We start from the raw sequence: 20,536 nt of genomic DNA, 5'->3' as shown, positions 1-20,536 counted from the left end.
CTAGTAGGACTCGAACAGGTACTCGATCGGTGTAGGACGACCAAACAGGTAGCCTTGATAGCGGTAGCAGCCGTGCCCTTTCAGCCAGTCCAGCTGCTCTTTTTTCTCCACACCTTCGGCGACCACGGTCAGCCCGAGGCTGACCGCCAGAAGGATCGTGGTATCGACGATGGCGGCATCGGTCTTGTCGGTCAACAGCTCACGAATAAAAGACTGATCGATCTTCAGCTCATCCAGAGGCAGACGTTTCAAGTAGCTCAGGGAGGAGTAGCCGGTGCCGAAATCATCCAGCGCAAAGCGAATCCCCTGGGCCCTCAATTTGAGCATGGTATTGCGCACCCGCGTCGGCTCGCGCATCAGCAGGCTCTCGGTCACTTCCAGCACCAGCCGCCCAGGCGGCGCCTGGGTTTCGGCCAGCAAGGCTTCCACATTGCGCACGAATTCAGGCTGCTGGAACTGCACCGAGCTGACGTTCACCGAGATGGTCAATGCGGCGTAAGCAGTCTGGTGCGACCACTTGGCCAACTGCTCGCACGCACATCGCAAGACCCAATAGCCAATGGGCACGATCAGACCGTTCTCTTCGGCCAGCGGAATGAACGTGCCCGGCGACACCCAGCCACGCTGGGGGTGGTACCAGCGCAGCAGCGCTTCCACGCCGGTCGTCACCCCCTGGTGATCCACCTGTACCTGATAATGCAGCGCCAGCTCCTGGCGCTGCAGCGCCTGATGCAGATCGCCTTCCAGGCTTGCCCGCTCCAGCACGTTGGTCTGCATATCCACATTGAAAAAACGCAGCGTATTGCCGCCGGCTGACTTGGCTTGCTGCAGCGCCATGTCGGCCTGTTGCAACACGCCGTTCATGGGGTTGCCAGCGCCGTTGAAGAGCGTAATGCCCACACTGGCCGTAATGGGTAACGCACGGTCATTGCGCAATTGGGAGATAGTATCCAGCAATTGCCGGGCCACCCGTTCCACGAAGGAAGCCGCCTCATGCTGCTGCTCGCCCAGCTGATTGATCAGAATCACGAACTCATCGCTGCTGAAACGTGCCAGGGTGGCGTCCTCGGTCAAGCGCTGCTGCAGGTTTTCCGCCACGTTGATGAGCAGCTGGTCGCCGCTGTCGTGGCCCTGAATGTCGTTGACCAGCCGGAAATTGTCGAGGTCCACGATCAGCAGGGCGCTATAGCCCCCGGACGGGCAGTGGGTGGACTCGGCCAGCGATTCGAGCAACAGGCGACGGTTGGGCAAGCCGGTCAGGGCATCATAAAAGGCCAGGTGATGGGTGCGCGACTGCATCTCCAGATAGTCGGTCAGCTCGGTGGAAATACCGCACAGGCTGGGCGCTTCCCCCGGTGACATGATCAACGGCATTTTGACCGACAGGAAGGTGCGCACCCGCTCCTCTCCCTGCAGCACGTTGTGCTCTTCGACCGTTGTTTTCTGGCCTGTGGCCAGCACCTGGCGGTCCACTTCAGCCATTTCTGCAGCGCTGGCCGCATCGAAAAAAGCATCGTCCCCCCGACCGACGATCTGCTCGACAGGCCGGTCGAACAGATGACAAATCTGATGGTTGACGTAGCGATATTTGAGATCAGGTGTCTTGATATAAATATAAGCATCGACACTATCCAGAATACTGGACAGCATATGTTCGTGAGTGGTGAGCTGCTGCCGATTGAGGCTATCGCGGCGGCGCAACAGCACATTACCCGCCAGGGCGATCACCAGCACCACCAGTAACACACCGCCGAGCCACCATAGCCACCCGGGCGCCAGAGGAGCAGGCGGGCCATGCGCCCGCCAGGCACTCAGGGTCTCGTAGTACGTCGACGCCGCGTCGTTTTTCCACTCCACCAGAGTAGCGTCGATGCGCTCCAGGATATGGGCATCCAAACCAGGCGAGGCGGCATAAAAGAGCCGTGAAGGCTGGAAGATGATAGGGGTTTCACGCAGCCCGTAATCGTTGGCTCGCCAGTCGCCGAACAGATGATTGGACGCCACCAGATCGGCATCGCCCAGCGCGACTGCCTGGAAGCCCGCCGCAAAACTATCCACTGGCAGCCACATCACGTCGATATCGAAGCGCTGCGTCACGGTCATCAGGTAGCTTTGCTGGATAGAGCCCTCCACCACCGCCACACGCTGCTGCTCGAGATCCAGAATGGCCTCGACGCGGCTGTCGCTGGGTTGGTAAAGCTGTGACCAGCTGTGCATGACCGGCTCGGCATGAAAGGCGAAGCGCTGGGCACGCTCTTCGCTCCACGCCAGGTCCGGCAGCAGGTCGATATCATCCTGCTCCAGCAGCGTCAGGCACTGCTGAAAATCGCACGGGACGCTTTCCAGCTGCCACTGCTCTTTCAGGGCCATTGCCGTAAGCAGCTCACCCAACACACCACGCAATTGCCCCTGGTCATCGGTGAACAGCTTAGGCGGGTTGTGATACACCCCGACACGCAGCGTTTGCGCAGCGGCTAGCGGCGATACTGCCCCAAACACCATCGTCAGCAACACAGCATGGCAAGCAGCCTGTCTCGCACGCCTCCCCCTGTTGCACAGCATAATAATGGTCACTCACCGGGCATGGTCAATGGCCCTGCACGCTCCACGACCCGCTGCCAGGCCGAGTCCTGCTCAATGCGTGCCACAAAGGCAGTAATCGCCGGAAACGCATCCAGCGACTGGGTGGCGGCCACGGCCTGCATGGGAAAGCTCATTTGAATGTCCGCGCCACTCGGAAACTCGCCGGCAAAATTGCCGTGCGCCTTCAAGTGCGACTCGATCATGCCAAGATGTTGTTTCAGCTGTGGTTGCAGAAAGCGTTTGTGAACGGTGCCACTAATACCCTGGGCAATGGGTTTGACGAACCAGGGCGACTGTTTAGGAATTTGACTAAAGATCAATCCCATCACCAACAGCGGCATTAAAGAGCCTTCGGCATAATGCATCCAGTAACGATAGTTAACCCATTCGTTACTTTTATCTGGCCCCGGCTGAAAATGCCCTTCTCCGTAGCGGTTGACCAGATAATCGATGATGGCCCCCGACTCGGCCACGGTCAGTTCGCCATCGGTAATCACGGGTGACTTGCCCAATGGGTGCACTTTTTTCAGGGCATCAGGGGCTTGCTGTGTTTTGGGGTCACGCTGATAGACTTCGATGTCATACTCTAGCCCGAGAGCTTCCAATAGCCACAGAATGCGGTGAGAACGTGATTTTTCCAGGTGGTGTACGCGGATCATGACTACTCCATAAGGCGATTTGGTACGCAGCCTTCAAGCTGGTGCCAGCATCCATTGACTGCACGCGTTAGCTGAATAATTTCAGCTTAGCACTATTACAGCGTTGAACCCCATCGAGAGAGTGGCGCACTGAGAATATTATCTACGTCTTTTCGAAAAACGTCTTCTAGTGCGCTTTAAAGTATCTTTAAGTGACTGTTTTCAATTATCACAACCCGCTACAAAAGTGGCTAAAAGAGCCACTGCGTGTCACGCCCTGTGTTGCCACATACGGTGGAGCAAATCTTTTGGTGACCATTTACCGTGCAGCCAGGGTGCCAGTAACCGCGTTGAAAGTGGAATAAATACGAATACCATCACGGGCGTCAGCACCAGCGTACTGAGCAACACGCGCGGTATCAGCGTCCACTCGGCCAATAGGCCGCCAAACAGCCAATGAAACAGCAGTGAGACCGGAAAGAAGGCCAGCCAGACGGCAACGGCCTGCTTCCAACGCGGCGGCGCAGCACCATTGGGGGCCACGTTGAACCAGCTGTCCAGGCCGGTGGCACGGTGCTCATGGGGCGCGTCGTAGAGCCCCTTGCCACGCTGCAGCCAGGCATGGCGCGACGCGGAGTGCTCCCAGGAAGCGAGTCGCGCTGCGCTTTCGAAACGGAAAATGATCTGGTATTCGTCATCGTCCTGAGGCGGTGCCAGCACGCCTGAGCCCAGATAGCCCGGAAAGTCAGCGGCCAGCTCGCGGCCTTCGTTGAGCCAACGAATAAAATCCTGATAGCGGCCATTGGCCACACGTCGCGCCACCATCAAGGTGACAGGTGAGGTAGACATGGGTGATCTCCTGATAAGTAGGCAACCACTGCCGGGTAGGCGGGTTGCAGGCATTCAGGTGGGTACGCCTGAAGCACACGGCTACATTATAGAGGGAAAACCACGCGGGCACAGCTAGGCATGCGGGGCCAGGGGAACGATATCGTGGAATTTACCCTGCTCGGTAAAGAACAGCCGAAACACGCCATTCACGCCGTCACGGCCCACCACGCGGCGCAGGGCGGTGGCCGGGAAGACCACCCAGCGGCCATCCACGCTGCGCGCGCGCACGTTGTCATACTGCCCTTCGTAATGGGCAAGGCATTCGGCTGCCGTCAAATGGATCATTACGTCAATGGAAGGCATGGCGTTGCGTAATCGGGTAGTGTCGCTGATACTTCATCATACTGGATTCGATCTCAACATCGGTAACCGCCCATGGATCTTTCATCACTCAGCGCTTCCTATAGCGCCACGCTCTGGCCTTCACCTACCCTGCCTAACGCCAGGGTCGCTGCCGACTCTCAAGCACAGCGCGCAAACGATGCCGACGAGGAAGCTGCCAGCGATGAAACGCCCCCGGCAACGGCAGGCCCCACTCGCCCAGACGGCACCCCGCTGGAACCCGAAGAGATCCAACAGCTGGAGCAGCTCAAACAGACCGACCGCGCGGTGCGCCAGCACGAAATGGCACACCAAACCGTTGGTGGGCCTTATACGGGAGGCGCCACTTACGAGTACGAAATCGGCCCTGATGGGCAGCGTTATGCGGTCGCGGGCGAAGTGTCCATCGACTATGGTCCGGTGCCGGGCGACCCCCAGGCCACCATTGAAAAAATGCAGACCGTCATCGCTGCCGCCCTTGCACCCGCCGACCCATCTCCCAAGGACCTTCAGGTGGCCGCCCAGGCACGTCAGTACCTGTTGGAAGCCCGCCTGGAAGCGGCCCGAGAGCAAAGCGAGATGAACCAGGCCCGCAGCGGCGACGGCACGGACCCGTCGGCCCCTGAGTCAGCCACTGCCGAACAGGCCGCTTGATCTCGACCACGACGTCAGTCACAGCCTCAACCACCGCCACTCCTCTTGACGCTTGGGTTCATTGCAGGCGGCTCAAGCCGTGCCAATCATCGCGTAGCGGCCACTGCTCGAGCCAGCCCGGCAACGCTTCCGGCGGCATCGGCCGAGCGATACCATAGCCTTGGGCCAGCTCGCAGCCCAGCACCATCAGCGCCCTGGCATGCTCCAGGGTTTCGACCCCTTCGGCCAGCATCGGCCGCTGGAAGCGGTTGGCCATGTAGATGACGCTTTCGACGATCGCCATGTCGTCGCGGTCCACCAGCATGTCACGCACGAAGCTTTGGTCGATCTTGATCAAGCTGACCGGCAGTTGGCGAAGATGGGTCAAGGACGAATAGCCAGTGCCAAAATCATCGATCGCAAAGCTGACCCCCAGCGCCTGACAGCGGGCCATGGTTTGCAGCGCGGCGGTCACATCGTGCATGGCCGCGCTTTCCAGTACTTCGAGCTTCAGCAGCGCAGGCGAGACTGTCGGATAGCGCGCCAACAGCGCCGCAAGGCGCTGGCTGAACTGGCTGGTCAGCAGGTGCGCAGGGCTGATGTTGACGTTGATGGGCAGGACGATGTTGGCCGTCTGCCAACTCGCCAGCTGGCGCAGCGCCTGCTCGATCACCCACTCGCCCAGGTCGATTTCCAGCGGCGTGGCGTCGATGGCGGGCAGGAACTGCCCCGGCGACAGCAGCCCGCGCTCGGGATGTTGCCAACGAATCAATGCCTCCACGCCGACGACCCGGCCACTGCGCATGTCCACCTGCGGCTGATAGTGCAGTCGCAGCTCACCGTGGTCCAGCGCATCCATAAAGCGTTGGCGCTGCTCATGACGAGCTTGTAGCAAACGGTCGTGATGGGGATCGAAAAAGTGGTGGGTGTCGCGGCCCCGCTGTTTGGCACGATACATGGCCTGGTTGGCATGACGCAGCAGCACATCCCCCTGCACATGATCGTGCGGGTAGCGCGTAATGCCGAGGCTAGCCGTCAGGTAAACCACCTGGCCTTCGACCATCAGCGGTTGGCGAATGGAGCCCAGCAGCTTCTCGAAGAAGACGTCATCGACCCCATGGTGCAGCAACAGGACGAATTCATCCCCACCAATGCGTGCCAGTACGTCATCACCAAACAGCTGGTGGCTAAGTCGCTGTGCAAACGCCGACAGCAGCGAATCCCCCACCGTCAATCCAAGGCGCTCGTTGATGGCTTGGAAGTGGTCGATATCCAGTGAGCATACCGCCAGCGTCTGCTGCTGGTTTTCCGCGTGCTGGATCGACTCCTGGATCAGTTGCGTCAACAGCTGCAGGTTGGGCAAACCGGTCAAGGCATCGAAATAGACCTCGCGGTTGAGGTGCCGAGCATGGGCAGGAATGGCCGACAAGTCTGCCAGCACCATGACATGGTGATCTACCCGCCCCTGGGTATCGCGGACGCGATTGATCGACAGCATACCGGGATAGAATTGCCCATCATGGCTGCGGTAACTGACCTGGCTTTTACTGCGATCACGTAGCTGCAGCTCTTCACGCATCAAGCTTACGCTGCGCTGGTCGTCCAGCGGCAGGATACTGAACGCTTCCGGGGTCTTGCCGCGCACGTCTTCCAGCGCCAACCCCGTGAGCTCACTAAACGCCGGATTCACCTCTATGACCTGGTTATCGGCGTTGGTAATGATGATGGCTTCATTGGCATAGCGGAACGCCGACGCACTGGGCGAGGCAGCATCCTGAGTATCCAGGGTCGACATTGCCACACGCCACGCCGACGCCTGAGCGCCGGAAGCCATGGCGGGGTGAGGCAAAGACTGCTCCTTTGGGTCGTTCAAGGGCGGGCACATGCGTCTCTGCTCTCCTCGTCTAAACAGCGTGAATGTCATGACTTTTCGACATATTAACACCCTATTGACCGGCAGGGTGCTGGCAGCAACAGCGCTCTATCAACGCGCGCTAGAGCACAAAAAAGGGAGCCGGCGGCTCCCTGTGAAGGCATGCGTGCGGTCTTGTGATTCAGGCGTAGCGCAACGAGGGAACACGCGACGCATCGCCATCGCTCACCAAAAAGCGGCTTACCAACACCGACATCTCTTCGGCCTGATCGTCCAGTGAGCGGCTGGCCGTGGCTACCTGCTCGACCAGCGAGGCATTCTGCTGGGTAACGTCTTCCAGCTGGGCCATAGCGTGGCTGATCTGCTCGACGCCCGCCGATTGCTCATGGCTGGCCGTGGTAATCTCATCCACCAGCACGGCCACCTGCTGCACGCGCGCAGCGATCTGCTCCAGCGTCTCGCTGGTGTCTCCCACCAGACGCTCACCTTCCCCAATACGGGCCACATTATTGTCGACCAGGCGACGAATCCGGCTGGCCTCTTCGGAACTACGACTGGCCAGCTTGCGTACTTCGTCGGCCACCACGGCAAAGCCACGCCCATGCTCACCCGCTCGTGCCGCCTCGACCGAGGCATTGAGCGCCAACAGGTTGGTCTGGAAGGCGATATTGTCGATGGCTGCCACCATGGAGGTCACCTGCTCATTCGCCTGGTGAATCTGCTGCATGGCCTCCCGCGCCTGCAGCGCCACCTGAGTGGCCTCCTGAGCCTGATTCGCCACCTCACCGGTCATGCGCTGGGCCTGATGAGCATTATCGGCGTTCTGACGCACGGTGGCGGTCATCTGCTCCATGCTCGACGCGGTTTCCACCAGCGAGGCAGACTGCTCTTCGGTGCGCTGAGCCAAATCCTGGTTGCCTTGGGCGATTTCGTTACTGGCCACCGAGACCGACTGCGCCGAGCGCTTCATTTCCCCGATCAGCCGTTCGGTTTGTGCAGAGGCTTCATTGATGACAGTATACAGCCGAGAGAGCTCATCGCTACCGGGCACGGGCAGTCGTTGAGTCAAGTCATCGCCGCGCTCGGCAATACTGATCAGCGCCTGCTGTAACGGTAGCGTCATGGTCCGCACGACCCATAGCGCGAGCCCGATGGCGGTGAGCGATGCCAGCACCGCCACCGCCATATACTGCCACAGCGCCTGCTGTGCCGAGCCTTTACGCCCAGCCGTTTCCTCGACGATGGCCGCCGCGACCTGGTCCTCGAGCGCCTTGAGACGGCCAATCTTGACGGTTTGCCAGTCGAACCACTCTTCCGGGTTCACGTTGTAATCGCCGTTTTGCTGCAGCGCCAGTTCGCGACGGGCCAACACCCGCTCGATCTCTGGACCGCTCAGCGCAGCACTCAGGGCTTCGCGCTGGGCGTCATCCGATAGCACGTGGACACTCTCCAGAAACGCCCTTTCTTCGCCGACCAACGACAGTAAACGATGCTGCGTCGCCGGGGGCATGGCGTCTGCAGCAAAGACGCTGGACAGCAGCGCACGCTCGATCCCCGCCAGGTCCTTGGCTTCCAACAGGTTGTAATAAGCCGCTAACTGGCGGGTAATCCCGCCCTCTTCGGTCAGCTGGGCCAGTTCGCCGACCAGCGCCATCAGCGTGTTATTGAGCCCGGTGTAATGGGCCAGCGCATCGGCAGTGGCGATATCCAGTCGATCGATCTGTTGGCGCACCTGCGCTTGCTGCTGCCAGCGCTGCTCGATCGCTTCCAACTGGCGAGTGAGTCCGGCGCCCAGCAGCGTTTGGTCCAGCGTCTGGCGCTGCTCAAGGAAGGTCTCGGCGGCGTTATCGGTGGTCGGCCGCTGTTGGGCCAGCCGGTTCCCAAAGCTGGCCCCTTGGCTGCCTAAAAAGCCGGCGCTCATGCCGCGCTCCAACTGCATCTGGTGTACCCAGTGGCCCGCCTGCTGAGCCAATGCCGTGAGGGTCTGTAGGCGTTCGAGCTCATGGACGGTATTTTTGCGATCCAGCGCTCCGCTGGCACCCAGCCAGCCCAGCGCCAACAGGGGAAGCAACAGCACCAGGGCAAACTTGTAGCGCATGGGCAGTCGGTGGAGTAGCTCTTTCATGGCAGTGCTTAGCCTCGATATGTCGTTCAGGGAGGTAAGCGGCGTGTTCGATGTTATTAGCGTGCACATGCACATTGTAGGTGAAACTGGCCGCATTTTACCGCGGCACTTAAACCAGGTTAAGTGCCGATGAGTAAAACACGGCGAGTGTATAGCGGCCTCAGAAGAAAACCTTGACGTACATCAGGCTCGCCAATCAAGGCGCCATTGAAGCCGCCCCCAGAAAGCGCTGCTGCCAGTAGTCGATATCCAGCGGAACGCTGACCACGGCACGGCCACTGCCCGGGGCATGGATCATCTGACGATTACCGCCATAAATGCCCACGTGGGTGGCCTTGCTGCCCTCGCCAAAGAAAAGCAGATCGCCCGGGCGGGGGGTATCGACCCGTGGCAGAGCACGGTACTGGCCGTCCGCCGTGCGGGGCACACGTAATCCGGCTGCGCGGTAGGTCATTTCGACCAGGCCAGAGCAGTCCAGACCATCCGGTGAGTTGCCGCCAAAGCGGTAAGGAATTCCGATGGATTGCTGGGCGTAAGAGAGAATCAGCGCACGCTCCAGTGACATGCCCCCTTGCACGGGCGGCTTGGCGGGGGGAGCCACGTCCTTGCTGGCACAACCGGCCAGTACTAACAGCAGGGCCAGAGACAGGAGGGAATAAACGCGGGCAAACGGCATGGGTCACTCCTGAGAAACCTCGATAGGGTGCCTCTATCATGGCCCAGGTCATGCGTGCCCGCTACTGCCGCTTCATTGGGAGCACATCATTCGGGCATCGACATCAAAACGCGTCAGCGCCCGATCCACTCCACGAAGGTGGTTTCGCCCAGCGCATGGCGCTCGTGACGTAGTCGACTCATGGCGGCGTAAGGCAGGTCCATCACCAGCCCGTGGGTCAGCGGCTGGGCAATCACCTGACGCAGCAGCGCATTGCAAACGAACAGATGCGCCACCACCAGCACGTGCTTGCCCGGCGGGCGGCTCAACAGGCGCTGCCACGCTTCACTCACCCGGGCATCCAGCGACGCCAGGCTTTCCCCTTCCGGCGGCGCTGCCGTGGTGGGGTCGTGCCAGAAGGCGTTCATCAGCGCGCGCCCCTCCTCGGCAAACACCTGGTCATGGGTCTTGCCTTCCCAGCGTCCCAGATAGAGCTCGGCCAGGTCATCGTCCACCTGCACGGGCAGGTCGAACTCCTCCCCCAACCACAAGGCAAACTCATGGCAGCGCGCCAGGGGGGAGCTGACGATGGCATCGAATGGCGGCCTGCCATCGACCGTGTGACGCATCACGGCCGCCGTGGCCTGCTGCCAACCGGTTTCGCTGAGGGGGTGGTCGGTGCTGCCGCGCAGCATGCGGCCACCCAGTGGCTCACCGTGGCGCATCAGGTCGATGGTCATGATTTCAGCATCAGGAAAGCGCATGGTATCTCCCGGTCAGATGATGGCGTGGCGCACGCGGGCAGAGACCCACTCGGACACCAGCACGGTGGCAAAGATCAGCACGAAGATGACGCTGACCTGGTTCCAGGCCAGGCTGTTGATCGAGGCGTTGAGCTGCAGCCCGATGCCGCCTGCGCCTACCAGGCCCAGCACCGTGGACTCACGAATGTTGATATCCCAGCGGTACACGCTGATACCGGCAAACGCGGGCATCACCTGGGGCAACACGCCGTAGTTCATGACCTGCAGGCGGCTCGCCCCGGTGGCGCTGATGGCCTCGACGGGCGTGGGGTGGATCTCTTCGATGGCTTCATAGAGCAGCTTGCCCACGAAGCCAATGGAGCGTAGCGCAATGGCAATGATGCCCGCCAGCACGCCGGGGCCGAGAATGGTCACCAGCAGCATCGCCCAGATCAGTGAGTTGATGGAGCGTGACGAAACGATAATGGTCAACGCCAGGCTGCGCACCAACGGGTGGGGCGTCGTGTTGCGAGCCGCCAGAAAAGCCACCGGAAACGCCATGACGATGCCCAGCGCGGTGCCCAGCGTGGCGATGTTGAGGGTGTCCCACATGGGCTTCCAGAGGACACTGGCGTACTCCCAGCGGGGCGGCATCATGCGGTTGATCAGGTCACTGCCCTGGCGGCCCGCATCTTCCACGAACACCCACATGGTGTTGTCGGAGATCACTTTCCAGCAGAGCAGGAAAAGGCAGATACCTGCCAGCCAGGCCACATACTGGAGCCACTGGGCACGGGTGGTGCGCCGCTGCCACTGCGGCACGCCTTGGGGGGAACTCGAAACGGGCATGGAAATTTCCTTTACGGGTTAAGACATCGCAGCGCTACTGGGTCCAGCGGCGCACATGGCTGGAGGCGTATTCACTCATCAGCACGATGGCAATGATGATCAGCAGGATCGCCGCCGAGGTGCCGTATTCGTAACGGCTCAGCGAGGTGTTCAGGGTGGCGCCAATGCCCCCCGCGCCGACGATGCCGATCACCGACGATTCACGGAAATTGATGTCCAGTCGGTACATGGAGAGCCCGATCAAGCGCGGCATCACCTGCGGCTGCACCGCATGGTTCATGGTTTGCCACCAGCTTGCCCCCGTGGCACGCACCGCTTCGACCTGTTTCCAGTCCAGGTCCTCGATATCTTCTGCCAACAGCTTGGCCATGAAACCGATGGTGGCGAAGGCCAGCGTCAGCATGCCCGCAAACGGCCCGAAGCCGAACATCACCACGAACAGAATGGCGATGATGATCTCCTGAAACGTCCGCGAGATGGCAATGATGGCGCGGCACAGGGTATAGATGGGCAGCGGGGCAATGTTGCGTGCCGCGCCCAGGCCTACCGGGATCGCCAGCAAGACGCCGATCACGGTGGAGGTCAGCGTCATGGTCAGGCTTTCCATCAGCCCGGCGATGATGTCGTTCTGGCGACTGAGGAAATCGGGCTGCAAAAAAGCCCCTAGAAAGTTGAGCGCTCGGCCGGAGCCTTCCGCCACCCGCGCCCAGTTGACCTGCACCGACGACAGCGCCAGCACCAGATACACCACCACACCGATGGCCAGGCCCCAGCGCAGCCGTGGGTTTTCGATCAGCGGCAGACGCCGCCACTGACCCTGGCGCGCAGCTTGCTGGCGCGCCGTGGCGTCTGCCGTGCTCATAGCGCGCCTCCACTGGCGACCTGGGCGAGCGGCCGCGCGTCATGGTGTGTTTTGGCGACTGACGCTGCAGTACGAGTTACCTGTGTTGCCTCGTCCTCTTCGTCGGCGGGCTCGGGCGTGGTGTCCCAGTCCTCTTCCCCATAGATGGTGGTGAGGATCTCGCTGGTGAGTTCGCTGGGCTTGCCGTCGAAGACGATTTGTCCGGCACGCAGGCCCACGATGCGGTCGGCAAACTGCTGCGCCAGAGCCACGTCATGGATGTTGATGATGGCAGCCAGCTCGCGCTCGGCGCACAGCTCGCGAATCAGACGCATGATCTGGCGCGAGGTTTTGGGGTCCAGGCTGGCAGTGGGTTCATCCACCAGCAATAACTTGGGGCTTTGCAGCAGTGCGCGGGCGATGCCGACGCGCTGGCGCTGGCCACCCGACAGCGCGTCGGCGCGCTTGTCGATGGCATGGGGCAAGCCCACCCGCTCCAACAGGCGAAATGCTTCAGCAACGGCTTCCTGAGGGTAGCGGCGCAAGAAGCTGCGCCAGAAGCCGACATAGCCCAGTTGGCCCGACAGCACATTTTCCATGACGGTCAGCCGGTCCACCAGGGCGTATTCCTGAAAAATCATGCCCATGGAGCGACGTGCGTGACGCAGGCGGCTGCCCGACAGTTTGGTCAGCTCGGTCTCTTCCAGGCGGATACTGCCCTGGCTGGGTTCCACCAGACGATTGACGCAGCGGATCAGGGTACTTTTGCCTGCACCCGATGGCCCAATCAGCGCCATCACCTGGCCTTTGGGCAGCGATAGGTGAATATCGGTCAGCGCGCGGTCGCCCGTCGGGTAACGCTTGCCAACGCCAGTGAGTGTCAACATGGGGAGTGCCTCGTTTGCTTGTCGCTCAAAACGCTTGTGTAGAACATCGATTCAAAGACAATTGATTCAAAAACAGCTTTTTCGAAAACAGCTGACTCGACTCCATAACGCGTCGGCCAGAAGGTTGCCCTCCTGGCCGACAGGGTCACGCAGCGCTGGAATCAATCGCAGTCGTAAGTGACGCCATTGGCATCGGCAATGGTGCGGATGACCGACCAGTGCTCTTCATAGCTGATGGGGATGAACTGCGCTTCGCCAGAGTTCTCGAACTCCGCCTGCAGGGCGGTGCCTTCCCAGTCGTAGCTGAAGAACGCATCCTGGATCTGCTGCTGCAGTTCGGGCGTCAGGTTGTGGGCGGTGCCGTATGCCGTGGTGGGGAAGGTTTCGGAGGTGTAGATCACCTCGTAATCACCCTCGTTGATGACACCCCGTGACAGCATGCGATGGGCAACGGAGTTGGCAATGGCCGCCGCATCGTAATCCTTGTTGATGACGCCCAGAATGGAGTTGTCGTGGGAGCCGGAGAAAGCCGTCTCGAAGTCATCACCGGCTTCCAGACCGTACTCGGAGCGCAGCAGCGCGGACGGTGCGCGGAAGCCCGAGTTGGACGTTTCGGAAGTGAAGGCCAACTGGCGACCCTGCAGGTCTTCCATGCCGTCGATACCGCTACCGGGGTAGGTGATGATCTCCATTTCGTAACCGTAGCTGCCATCTTCGGCCGCCATGATGGCGAAGGGACGGAAGCCGCCACAGTTGACCGCTACCGGTACGCCACCGGTGTTGAAGCCCGCCACGTGCAGACGGCCAGCGCGCAGCGCTTCCTGCTGGGCAGCATTCGACTGCACCGGGAAGAACTGAACGCGTTTACCCGTCGTTTCGCTCAGGTGATCCAGGAAACCCGCCCATACGTCGGCGTAGACCGCCGGGTCTTCAACCGGCGTGTAAGCAAAGACCAGCGTGTCCGGATCGACCCACCGAGACTCATCGCTGGGGATATCGGCCACCATGTCGCCATCGTTGTCCACGTAGCGTGAGGAGAGATCGGCAGCCGCATTCATCGCACTGAAAGCGAAGGCACTGGCAACGGCAGCACTGATCAGGGTGCGCGAGAGTGACACGGTAGAGAGACGAGAGGATTGCATGGATCACCTAACGGGGTAGTGAAGAGGTGGATGTATCCTGACGCCCCAGGATGACAGCGGCGAGTCTGGCGGGTGACAACTTCGTGACGTCTACATGACACCCGCGTGAACGACCTGCCGCTCTGGCGGCTCACGGCCCCACGCAGCAGCCACGCCGTTCCACGAACAGGCTGTTCCCGGCAATCTTCTTCGCCTGGTGCTTGAGTTCGGAGAGCTGGCTGGCAATGTCCAGGGCCTTGCATTGGCCCGGGTCACTGATGGGCTTGACGGCTACCGACACGCTGACGAAAGGGAAAAAGCTGACGCTTCCCTGACGGCTTTCGATGGAAAGCCCGCCTCTCTGGCGGTCCTCTTCCTCGTAGAAGCTCGGGGCCATGACCTCGAAGGAGGCCAGAATCTGCTGGCACACGCTCTCCCAGTGCTCCAGCGGTAACAGCATCATGAAGTCGTCGCCACCGATATGCCCGATGAAGCCCCCCGCGCTTTCCACCTGAGCCTGCAATAGCCGCGACAGCGAGATGATCACATGATCCCCGCGGGCATAACCATAGGCATCGTTGAACGCCTTGAAGTGATCCAGATCCACGTAGGCAGCGGCAAAGCCATTGCCCTGGCTCAGGTAGGCCGTGAGGGTTTCATTGATCAGAATGTTACCGGGCAGCCCGGTGAGCGGATTGGCATGGCGCGCCTGACGCACCTGGATGGCGGTGATCTCGCGCAGCAAATCGACGATATTGCCCATACCCAGATACTGCCCTTCGCCATCGACGATGACGAAGTCCTCCTGTTCGATGTCGCGGCTGTCGGTCAGCTGCTGGCTCAGCGTTTCCAAGGGCATGTCGGCGGCGGCCACCAGCATCTTGCGATCGGCGATGTCCAGCACGCAGCGCTTGGCGTACAGCGAATGGCTATAAGGGTTGGTGAACAGCGTCAGGAACCCGTTGCGCCGCACCACGGCAATGGGCACGCCCTGTTCGATCACAGCCACGCAGCGCAGATGCGGCGTTTCACGAAACCGTTCCGCCAACGTGGGCACTGACACACTGGGCGCCACGGCCTCCACGCTGCGCAGGATGGTATGCGCCGTACGCCCGGCGGGAGTTTTCAATTGCGTGGTGGCGGGCAGCAGCGTATTGAGCTGAACAGGCGGCTGAACGCTGGGACGTGCGAAGTAGAACCCCTGCAACAGCGCCAATCCACGGTCCAGCTCCCACAGGCACAGGTGCTCTGCCGCGGTTTCGACCCCTTCTGCGATGAGCTGGCAGTCGAGGCTTTTGGCGACGTCCAGTATCGAGCGCAGAAACTCCCGCTTGGCGGGTTCCTGATCGATGCCGGAAATGAAATGGCGGTCCAGCTTGACGAAATCCGGGCGCAGCTCCGCCCAGTGGCGCAGGCTGGAGTGACCGGCCCCCAGGTCATCCAGGGCCACCTGAAACCCCATGTCGCGGTAGTGAGCCACCGCTTGGCGCATCAGGTCGTAATCGTGAATGGGCACGTGCTCGGTCAGCTCGATCACCACCCGCTCCGGCGGCAGGCCACTCTCCTGAATGAAGCCCAGCGTCAGCCCCTCGCGGAAATCACGCTCGACGATGGTCAGCGGCATGACGTTGAGGAACAGCAGCCCAGGGAGTGCGAGTTCGGCAAAACGGCGAATGGCGAGCCGTCGGCAAAGCAGGTCCAGCTCCACCAGCAGCCCGGCCTGGGTCGCCACGTCGAACAGCCTTAGCGGTGAATGCAACGGAGAGGTGCTGGGGCCACGAATCAGCGCTTCGTAGCCATAAATGGCCTGCTGATTGGCATCGACAATGGGCTGAAAAAGTACGTGCAGCTCTTCTGCCGCGATAATCTGGTTAAGCCACTGAGTTTCTTGTGCGGTCATGTGCCTGCTGCCCTGTCAAACGTCAACGATCCCTATGACTTGTCAACTCCATCAGGAAGGTGCCAGGGCAGCAAGCGTGCGTCATTTACATGACATTTTCATGACGAACCATCGGTTGGCGCCTTCATGCCTGGGATGTCCGGCGGCGGAAACACCGCGTCGCCACCGCGGGCATCCAACTGACGAATATCGGTGGGACGACCGTTCTCGTCGAGACTGACCAGGCCTATCCCACTGGCATTCCACAGCCGCTCGCCAGCGCTGGCCTGCTCGGGGTCCCGGGGGTAGATGCTGAGCTTGCGCCGCTGGGTAAACCAGTTGAGCGGCGACAGCGGCGCGTATAGCCAACGATTGAGCCGGTCGAAGGTATCCAGCAGCCGCCGAGGGAAGGTGTTTTTCACGCCGCTGGAAGTGATCTGCCACAGATGCGGGGCCTGCTCCTGCCCGCGTACGACGATGTCGTAGGCAAAGGAGTAGTGCACGTCCCCCGACAGGATCACGTAGTTGCCGGGTGTCCTGGAGTGCCGCCAGATGTGCAGCAGCACGCTGGCAGCACCGCGATGGGCCATCCAGTTTTCGGCATCGACCATCAACGGCTTGCCGGCCAGGGTAAACAGCTTTTGAATGCCCTCGATCAGCTTGACCCCGAACATCGGGGCAGGCGAGACGATCACCGCGCTGGGGGTGCCCAACAGCGCCTGCTGCATCTCCATGAGCGCCTCCCAGTCCATCAGCCCGGAGGGCCGTTTGGGGTTGCGCTCACTGCGCCAGCGGCGCGTACGGGTATCGAGCACGATCAGCGCGGGGGCGCCTGGCACCTGAAACTCCCACCCTTGAAAGCGCAGAAGCCGCTCGATCACGCTGTTCTGGGCCTGGGGGTTCAAGGTGCCCGACCCATCGAACAACGTGCCGACCTGATGCAGCAGCGGGTTGAGTTTGTCCGGGGCATTGCCCCACCCTTGGCAAAGCAGGTAGGCCACCAGCGCGTTGCCAATGATGCGCTTGGAGAACGGATGCCCATAAGCACAGCGCTCCCAATCGGCGGTCAGGTTCCAGTCATCGGTGACGTCGTGATCGTCGAAGATCATCAGACTGGGCACGTGGGCCATCAACCGCGCGCACTGGGGCAGCCCTGCCACGAAGGCATCGATGACCGCCTGTTCGGTACGGTACGCTTCGGCCTCCTGCTCGGCCAGCTCGGGAGGCGTGGGCGCAATGATCTGCCAGGGAGTCGGCGACCAGACCAGACAATACATGGCCAGCATTTCGGCCAGGGTCATCAGGTGGTTCTGGGCGTGCGCCGAGGTGAACACCGGCTTTTTCACCCCACCGAAGAAGCGCTCGCGCAGGGCCGCGTTGCTGGTGACATCCGGCAGCAGCGACTCGCGATGATAATAGGTTTCGGGAGCCGCATAGAGCGCCTGGCTATCGTTCACCGTGGCGCCTTCCAACTGTTCATCGGCCAGCCCCAGCCGGGCGATGAGGGCATGCACGGCGCGCAGGCTGGGGCCTGCCACGTCATCCACGTAGACCTGGTCACCGGTCATCAATAGCCAGGCTGGCCACTCGCCAGGGGCTTCCTGGCGCTCGGCCAGCCAGGCATCGGCACGCACCAGACCATCGGGGCTGTCGTGGTGGGGCTTGCGGCAGGAGCCGTGCATCAGGCGGTGGTGACGCGATGCCAGCACAAAGGCCGGGTAGGCCTGCCCGGCGTGACATAACCACGGTGCCCACTCGGGAAGGCGCTGCCATACGCCCTGGCGGCTCTGTACCTGCAGGTCGTAGGCGATGCGTGTATCGGTGGGCAGTGCCCTGGGCAAGCTCAGGTCGATGCAGTACAGGTAGGCCCGCTCGCCGATGGTCACGCATTGGTGATCCTGGCGAGACAGTGGGTAGGTTTGCTGGTCGGGGGTGTCCGGAAACAGAACCAGCTGGAGAGCCAGCGGTCGCGTGGCCACCAGCCACATCACCAGGCGTGACGGCGACAAGCGACGCAGCAGCGGCCCCACCAGTACGTCAGGCAGTGTTTCGGTGACGTCGATCATCGTTGCTCCTTCAGGCCCGCGCGGCCAGCACGGGTAGTTCAATCACCACCTCCAGCCCGCCCTGTTCGGCGCGCTGCAGGCGCATCTGCCCACCATACAGGGCCACCAGATCGGCCACGATGGCCAGCCCCAGCCCACTCCCGGAACGCTGCTCATCCAAGCGTTTGCCGCGCTGCACGGCCTCCTGGCACTCCTCGGCGGTCATGCCGGGGCCGTCATCGCTCACCGTCAGCCTCAATACGCCTTGCTGCGCCTGAAAGCTCACATGCACCGTCTGGCTGGCCCAGCGCAGGGCATTATCGAGCAAATTGCCCACCATCTCCTGCAGGTCCTGGTCGTCCAGGTGTACCCGCACCTGGCTATCCACGGTCTGCGTCAGGGTGATGTGCCGCCGCTGGGCAAGACGCGCCAATCCGCTCATCAGCGGCGCCAGGGTGGCCTGCAGGTCAATGGCGGCGAAGCGCCCGCTGTCCCCAGCCGCCGAGGCCCGGGCCAGGTGGTGACGCACCGCATTGTCGATACGCGAAAGCTCTACGTCCCAGGTGGCTCGGCTGTCGCTGGGTAGCTGCTTCACCAGCAGACGCATGACGCTGAGCGGCGTCTTGAGGGCGTGGGCCAGATTACCCGCCGTATAGCGTCCGCGCTCGATCAGCCGCTGGTCGCGCGCCAATACGGCGTTCATGGAGCTGGCCAGGGTGGCCAGCTCTTGCGGCAGTCGGGTATCCAGTTGCGCTGCCCCTCCCTGCTCCACGTCGCGCAGGTTGGCATTCATACGCCGTAAAGGTGCCAACCCCCAGCGCACCTGGAGCGCCAGCACCCCCAGCAACACTGCACCAAGCCCCAGCAAGCCTAACCACAGCAGACGCTGAAAAGCCTGAATTTCGGCCACCAGAACATCGTCTCGGGCAGCCACGCTAACGTGCAAAGGCGATTCCAAGGGGGCCAGATAGATATCCCGCTCCACCACTCGCAGCTGCTGCCCTCTTGGCCCTGGCACGGTACGCGCCGAGAGCTGTTCGCTGTGGGTCACGGGCAGCCGCTGATCCCATAGCGAGCGCGACGCCACCGTGTGCTGCTCGCTGTCGGTGATCTGCCAATACCAGCCTGAAAACACGTATTCGAAGCGGGGGTCGCCCAAGGCACGTTCATAGCGCAGCTGTTGGCTCAGTGGGTCGTAGGCAACACCGGCAATGATCACGTTGAGCGTCGCTTCGAGACGCTCGTCGAACGCGTTCACGGCGGCGCTACGATAGTGATGGGCCAGCAGCCCACCCGCCACCGGCAGGGCCAATAGTACGATCAGCAGCGCTGCCAGCAGCAAGCGCAGATGAATGGAGCGGCTGGCCCAGCGTTGCCGCCAAGGCTGCCCGGCAGCGCTCATGGTGTGTCAGGCTCATCGGCCAGCAGGCGATAGCCCTGGCCGCGCAGGGTGGCAATACGCCAGGCACCCAGCTTGCGTCGCAGGCGGCTGACCTGCACGTCGATGACGTTGGAGTCGGGCTCGTGGTCACGGTCATAGACGTGCTCCGAGAGCTCGCTGCGGCTTACTACCCGCGGCGCGGCATGCATGAGATAACTCAGCAGGCGGGTTTCCTGGGCGGTCAGGCTGACGGGCCTGCCCACCAGGGTAACGTGCTGGGTGTGGGTGTCCAGGCTCAGCTCGCCTACCCGTAGCACCGGGTGGGCGTGGCCATGGGTGCGTCGCACCAGAGCGCGCAGCCGGAACAGCACTTCAGCGGGCTCGAAAGGCTTGGTCACGTAATCATCGGCTCCGGCGGTAAAGCCTGCGGCCTTGTCGGCCCAACGCTCACGAGCGGTCAAGATCAGCACCGGCAGGTCGATGCCATCTTCCCGCCACGAGGAGAGCCAGCGGGTGCCATCGCCATCCGGCAAGCCGATGTCCAGAATCACCGTATCGTAGGCTTCCGTACGCACCAGAAAGTCGGCTTCCTGACCATTTTCGGCTCGTTCGACGATCCAGTCACCTTCACGCAGGGCCTGGCTCAGCTCACGGGCAAGCGCCTGGTCATCCTCTACCAGCAAACACTTCATCACGCCATCCTTTCAGGGGTTACGCTGCATCTCGCGAATGCGGACACCTTCGATCTTCATCAACTGGCCGCTGTGACCATCGAATTCGAACTCGACCACCTGCCCCTGGGGCCCCAGCATCTTGATCTCATACTCCACCAGCCCGTCGTCCCGGTCGATCTCGATTTCCAGAATATCGCCAATGTAACGCTCTTCGAGCCAGTCGAGTATCGTCTCCAGCGGCACCACATCGCCGCGCCCCACTTCACCGTGCAGCGCTTGCCAGGGCTGGTCGCCAATGGCGTTACCCATCCAGGCCAGCGCCAACGCGCAGGCCATCACCCGAAGGCGGGGCCAGGTGCGTAAGGAGCGTAGGAAAGCGGTCATGGTTTTCATGATG

The 20,536-nt window shown here is 61.6% G+C and carries 18 protein-coding genes; 1 reads left to right on the top strand and 17 read right to left on the bottom strand.

The genetic code is table 11. The annotated features are described in order from the left end of the window. The 4 genes from HSS18214_RS0113920 to HSS18214_RS0113905 form a co-directional block, all read right to left on the bottom strand. Positions 1-2,514: an EAL domain-containing protein gene (locus HSS18214_RS0113920; protein ID WP_016915888.1), complete on the bottom strand. Its 2,514-nt coding sequence runs from the start codon at positions 2,512-2,514 to the stop codon at positions 1-3. A 56-nt stretch (positions 2,515-2,570) separates the two neighbouring features. Beyond that, positions 2,571-3,242: a glutathione S-transferase gene (locus HSS18214_RS0113915; protein WP_016915887.1), complete on the bottom strand. Its 672-nt coding sequence runs from the start codon at positions 3,240-3,242 to the stop codon at positions 2,571-2,573. A 249-nt stretch (positions 3,243-3,491) separates the two neighbouring features. Further along, positions 3,492-4,070, bottom strand: coding sequence for an antibiotic biosynthesis monooxygenase (locus HSS18214_RS0113910; protein ID WP_016915886.1), 579 nt, complete (start codon positions 4,068-4,070; stop codon positions 3,492-3,494). A 114-nt stretch (positions 4,071-4,184) separates the two neighbouring features. Beyond that, complete coding sequence (locus tag HSS18214_RS0113905) at positions 4,185-4,415, bottom strand: DUF2835 family protein (RefSeq protein WP_016915885.1); 231 nt, start codon at positions 4,413-4,415, stop codon at positions 4,185-4,187. Positions 4,416-4,487: 72 nt separating this feature from the next. On the opposite strand from HSS18214_RS0113905, the gene HSS18214_RS0113900 reads away from it, so the two are divergent. Then, positions 4,488-5,087: a putative metalloprotease CJM1_0395 family protein gene (locus HSS18214_RS0113900; protein WP_016915884.1), complete on the top strand. Its 600-nt coding sequence runs from the start codon at positions 4,488-4,490 to the stop codon at positions 5,085-5,087. A gap of 58 nt (positions 5,088-5,145) precedes the next feature. Here HSS18214_RS0113900 and HSS18214_RS0113895 read toward each other — a convergent pair whose 3' ends face one another. The 13 genes from HSS18214_RS0113895 to HSS18214_RS0113835 form a co-directional block, all read right to left on the bottom strand. Continuing rightward, positions 5,146-6,861 carry a putative bifunctional diguanylate cyclase/phosphodiesterase gene (locus HSS18214_RS0113895; protein ID WP_040461232.1) on the bottom strand — a complete coding sequence of 572 codons (1,716 nt, stop codon included), beginning with the start codon at positions 6,859-6,861 and terminating at the stop codon, positions 5,146-5,148. Positions 6,862-7,120: 259 nt separating this feature from the next. Further along, positions 7,121-9,064: a methyl-accepting chemotaxis protein gene (locus tag HSS18214_RS0113890; RefSeq protein ID WP_026001944.1), complete on the bottom strand. Its 1,944-nt coding sequence runs from the start codon at positions 9,062-9,064 to the stop codon at positions 7,121-7,123. A 196-nt stretch (positions 9,065-9,260) separates the two neighbouring features. Continuing rightward, entirely contained in the window at positions 9,261-9,740 is a 480-nt protein-coding gene (locus HSS18214_RS0113885; RefSeq protein WP_016915881.1) for a C40 family peptidase, read from the bottom strand. Between the two features lie 113 nt (positions 9,741-9,853). Continuing rightward, positions 9,854-10,483 carry a histidine phosphatase family protein gene (locus tag HSS18214_RS0113880; RefSeq protein WP_016915880.1) on the bottom strand — a complete coding sequence of 210 codons (630 nt, stop codon included), beginning with the start codon at positions 10,481-10,483 and terminating at the stop codon, positions 9,854-9,856. Positions 10,484-10,495: 12 nt separating this feature from the next. Continuing rightward, positions 10,496-11,311: a phosphonate ABC transporter, permease protein PhnE gene (gene phnE, locus HSS18214_RS0113875; protein ID WP_016915879.1), complete on the bottom strand. Its 816-nt coding sequence runs from the start codon at positions 11,309-11,311 to the stop codon at positions 10,496-10,498. Positions 11,312-11,345: 34 nt separating this feature from the next. Further along, on the bottom strand, positions 11,346-12,173 hold the full coding sequence (gene phnE / locus HSS18214_RS0113870; protein ID WP_016915878.1) for a phosphonate ABC transporter, permease protein PhnE: 828 nt from the start codon (positions 12,171-12,173) through the stop codon (positions 11,346-11,348). Continuing rightward, positions 12,170-13,039 (bottom strand): phosphonate ABC transporter ATP-binding protein, encoded by an 870-nt coding sequence (phnC, locus tag HSS18214_RS0113865; protein ID WP_016915877.1) that lies wholly within the window; start codon positions 13,037-13,039, stop codon positions 12,170-12,172. The genes phnE (HSS18214_RS0113870) and phnC overlap by 4 nt, the downstream gene beginning before the upstream one ends. Before the next feature lie 161 nt (positions 13,040-13,200). Further along, positions 13,201-14,181: a phosphate/phosphite/phosphonate ABC transporter substrate-binding protein gene (phnD, locus tag HSS18214_RS0113860; RefSeq protein ID WP_016915876.1), complete on the bottom strand. Its 981-nt coding sequence runs from the start codon at positions 14,179-14,181 to the stop codon at positions 13,201-13,203. Between the two features lie 130 nt (positions 14,182-14,311). Beyond that, positions 14,312-16,060 (bottom strand): bifunctional diguanylate cyclase/phosphodiesterase, encoded by a 1,749-nt coding sequence (locus HSS18214_RS0113855; protein WP_016915875.1) that lies wholly within the window; start codon positions 16,058-16,060, stop codon positions 14,312-14,314. A 98-nt stretch (positions 16,061-16,158) separates the two neighbouring features. Continuing rightward, a complete protein-coding gene (locus HSS18214_RS0113850; RefSeq protein ID WP_016915874.1) occupies positions 16,159-18,105 on the bottom strand; it encodes a metallophosphoesterase family protein in 1,947 nt (648 codons plus the stop codon). Positions 18,106-18,115: 10 nt separating this feature from the next. After that, positions 18,116-19,486, bottom strand: coding sequence for a sensor histidine kinase (locus HSS18214_RS0113845; RefSeq protein ID WP_016915873.1), 1,371 nt, complete (start codon positions 19,484-19,486; stop codon positions 18,116-18,118). After that, entirely contained in the window at positions 19,483-20,157 is a 675-nt protein-coding gene (locus HSS18214_RS0113840) for a winged helix-turn-helix domain-containing protein (RefSeq protein WP_016915872.1), read from the bottom strand. Before HSS18214_RS0113840 ends, HSS18214_RS0113845 begins: the two co-directional genes overlap by 4 nt. Before the next feature lie 12 nt (positions 20,158-20,169). After that, positions 20,170-20,532: a PepSY domain-containing protein gene (locus HSS18214_RS0113835; RefSeq protein WP_016915871.1), complete on the bottom strand. Its 363-nt coding sequence runs from the start codon at positions 20,530-20,532 to the stop codon at positions 20,170-20,172. Between the last annotated feature and the right edge of the window lie 4 nt (positions 20,533-20,536).

Source organism: Vreelandella stevensii S18214, assembly GCF_000275725.1.
In the GTDB taxonomy this organism is placed as follows: domain Bacteria; phylum Pseudomonadota; class Gammaproteobacteria; order Pseudomonadales; family Halomonadaceae; genus Vreelandella; species Vreelandella stevensii.
Note: the sequence above shows the minus strand (reverse complement) of the source record. Positions and strands in the feature narration are given on the sequence as shown.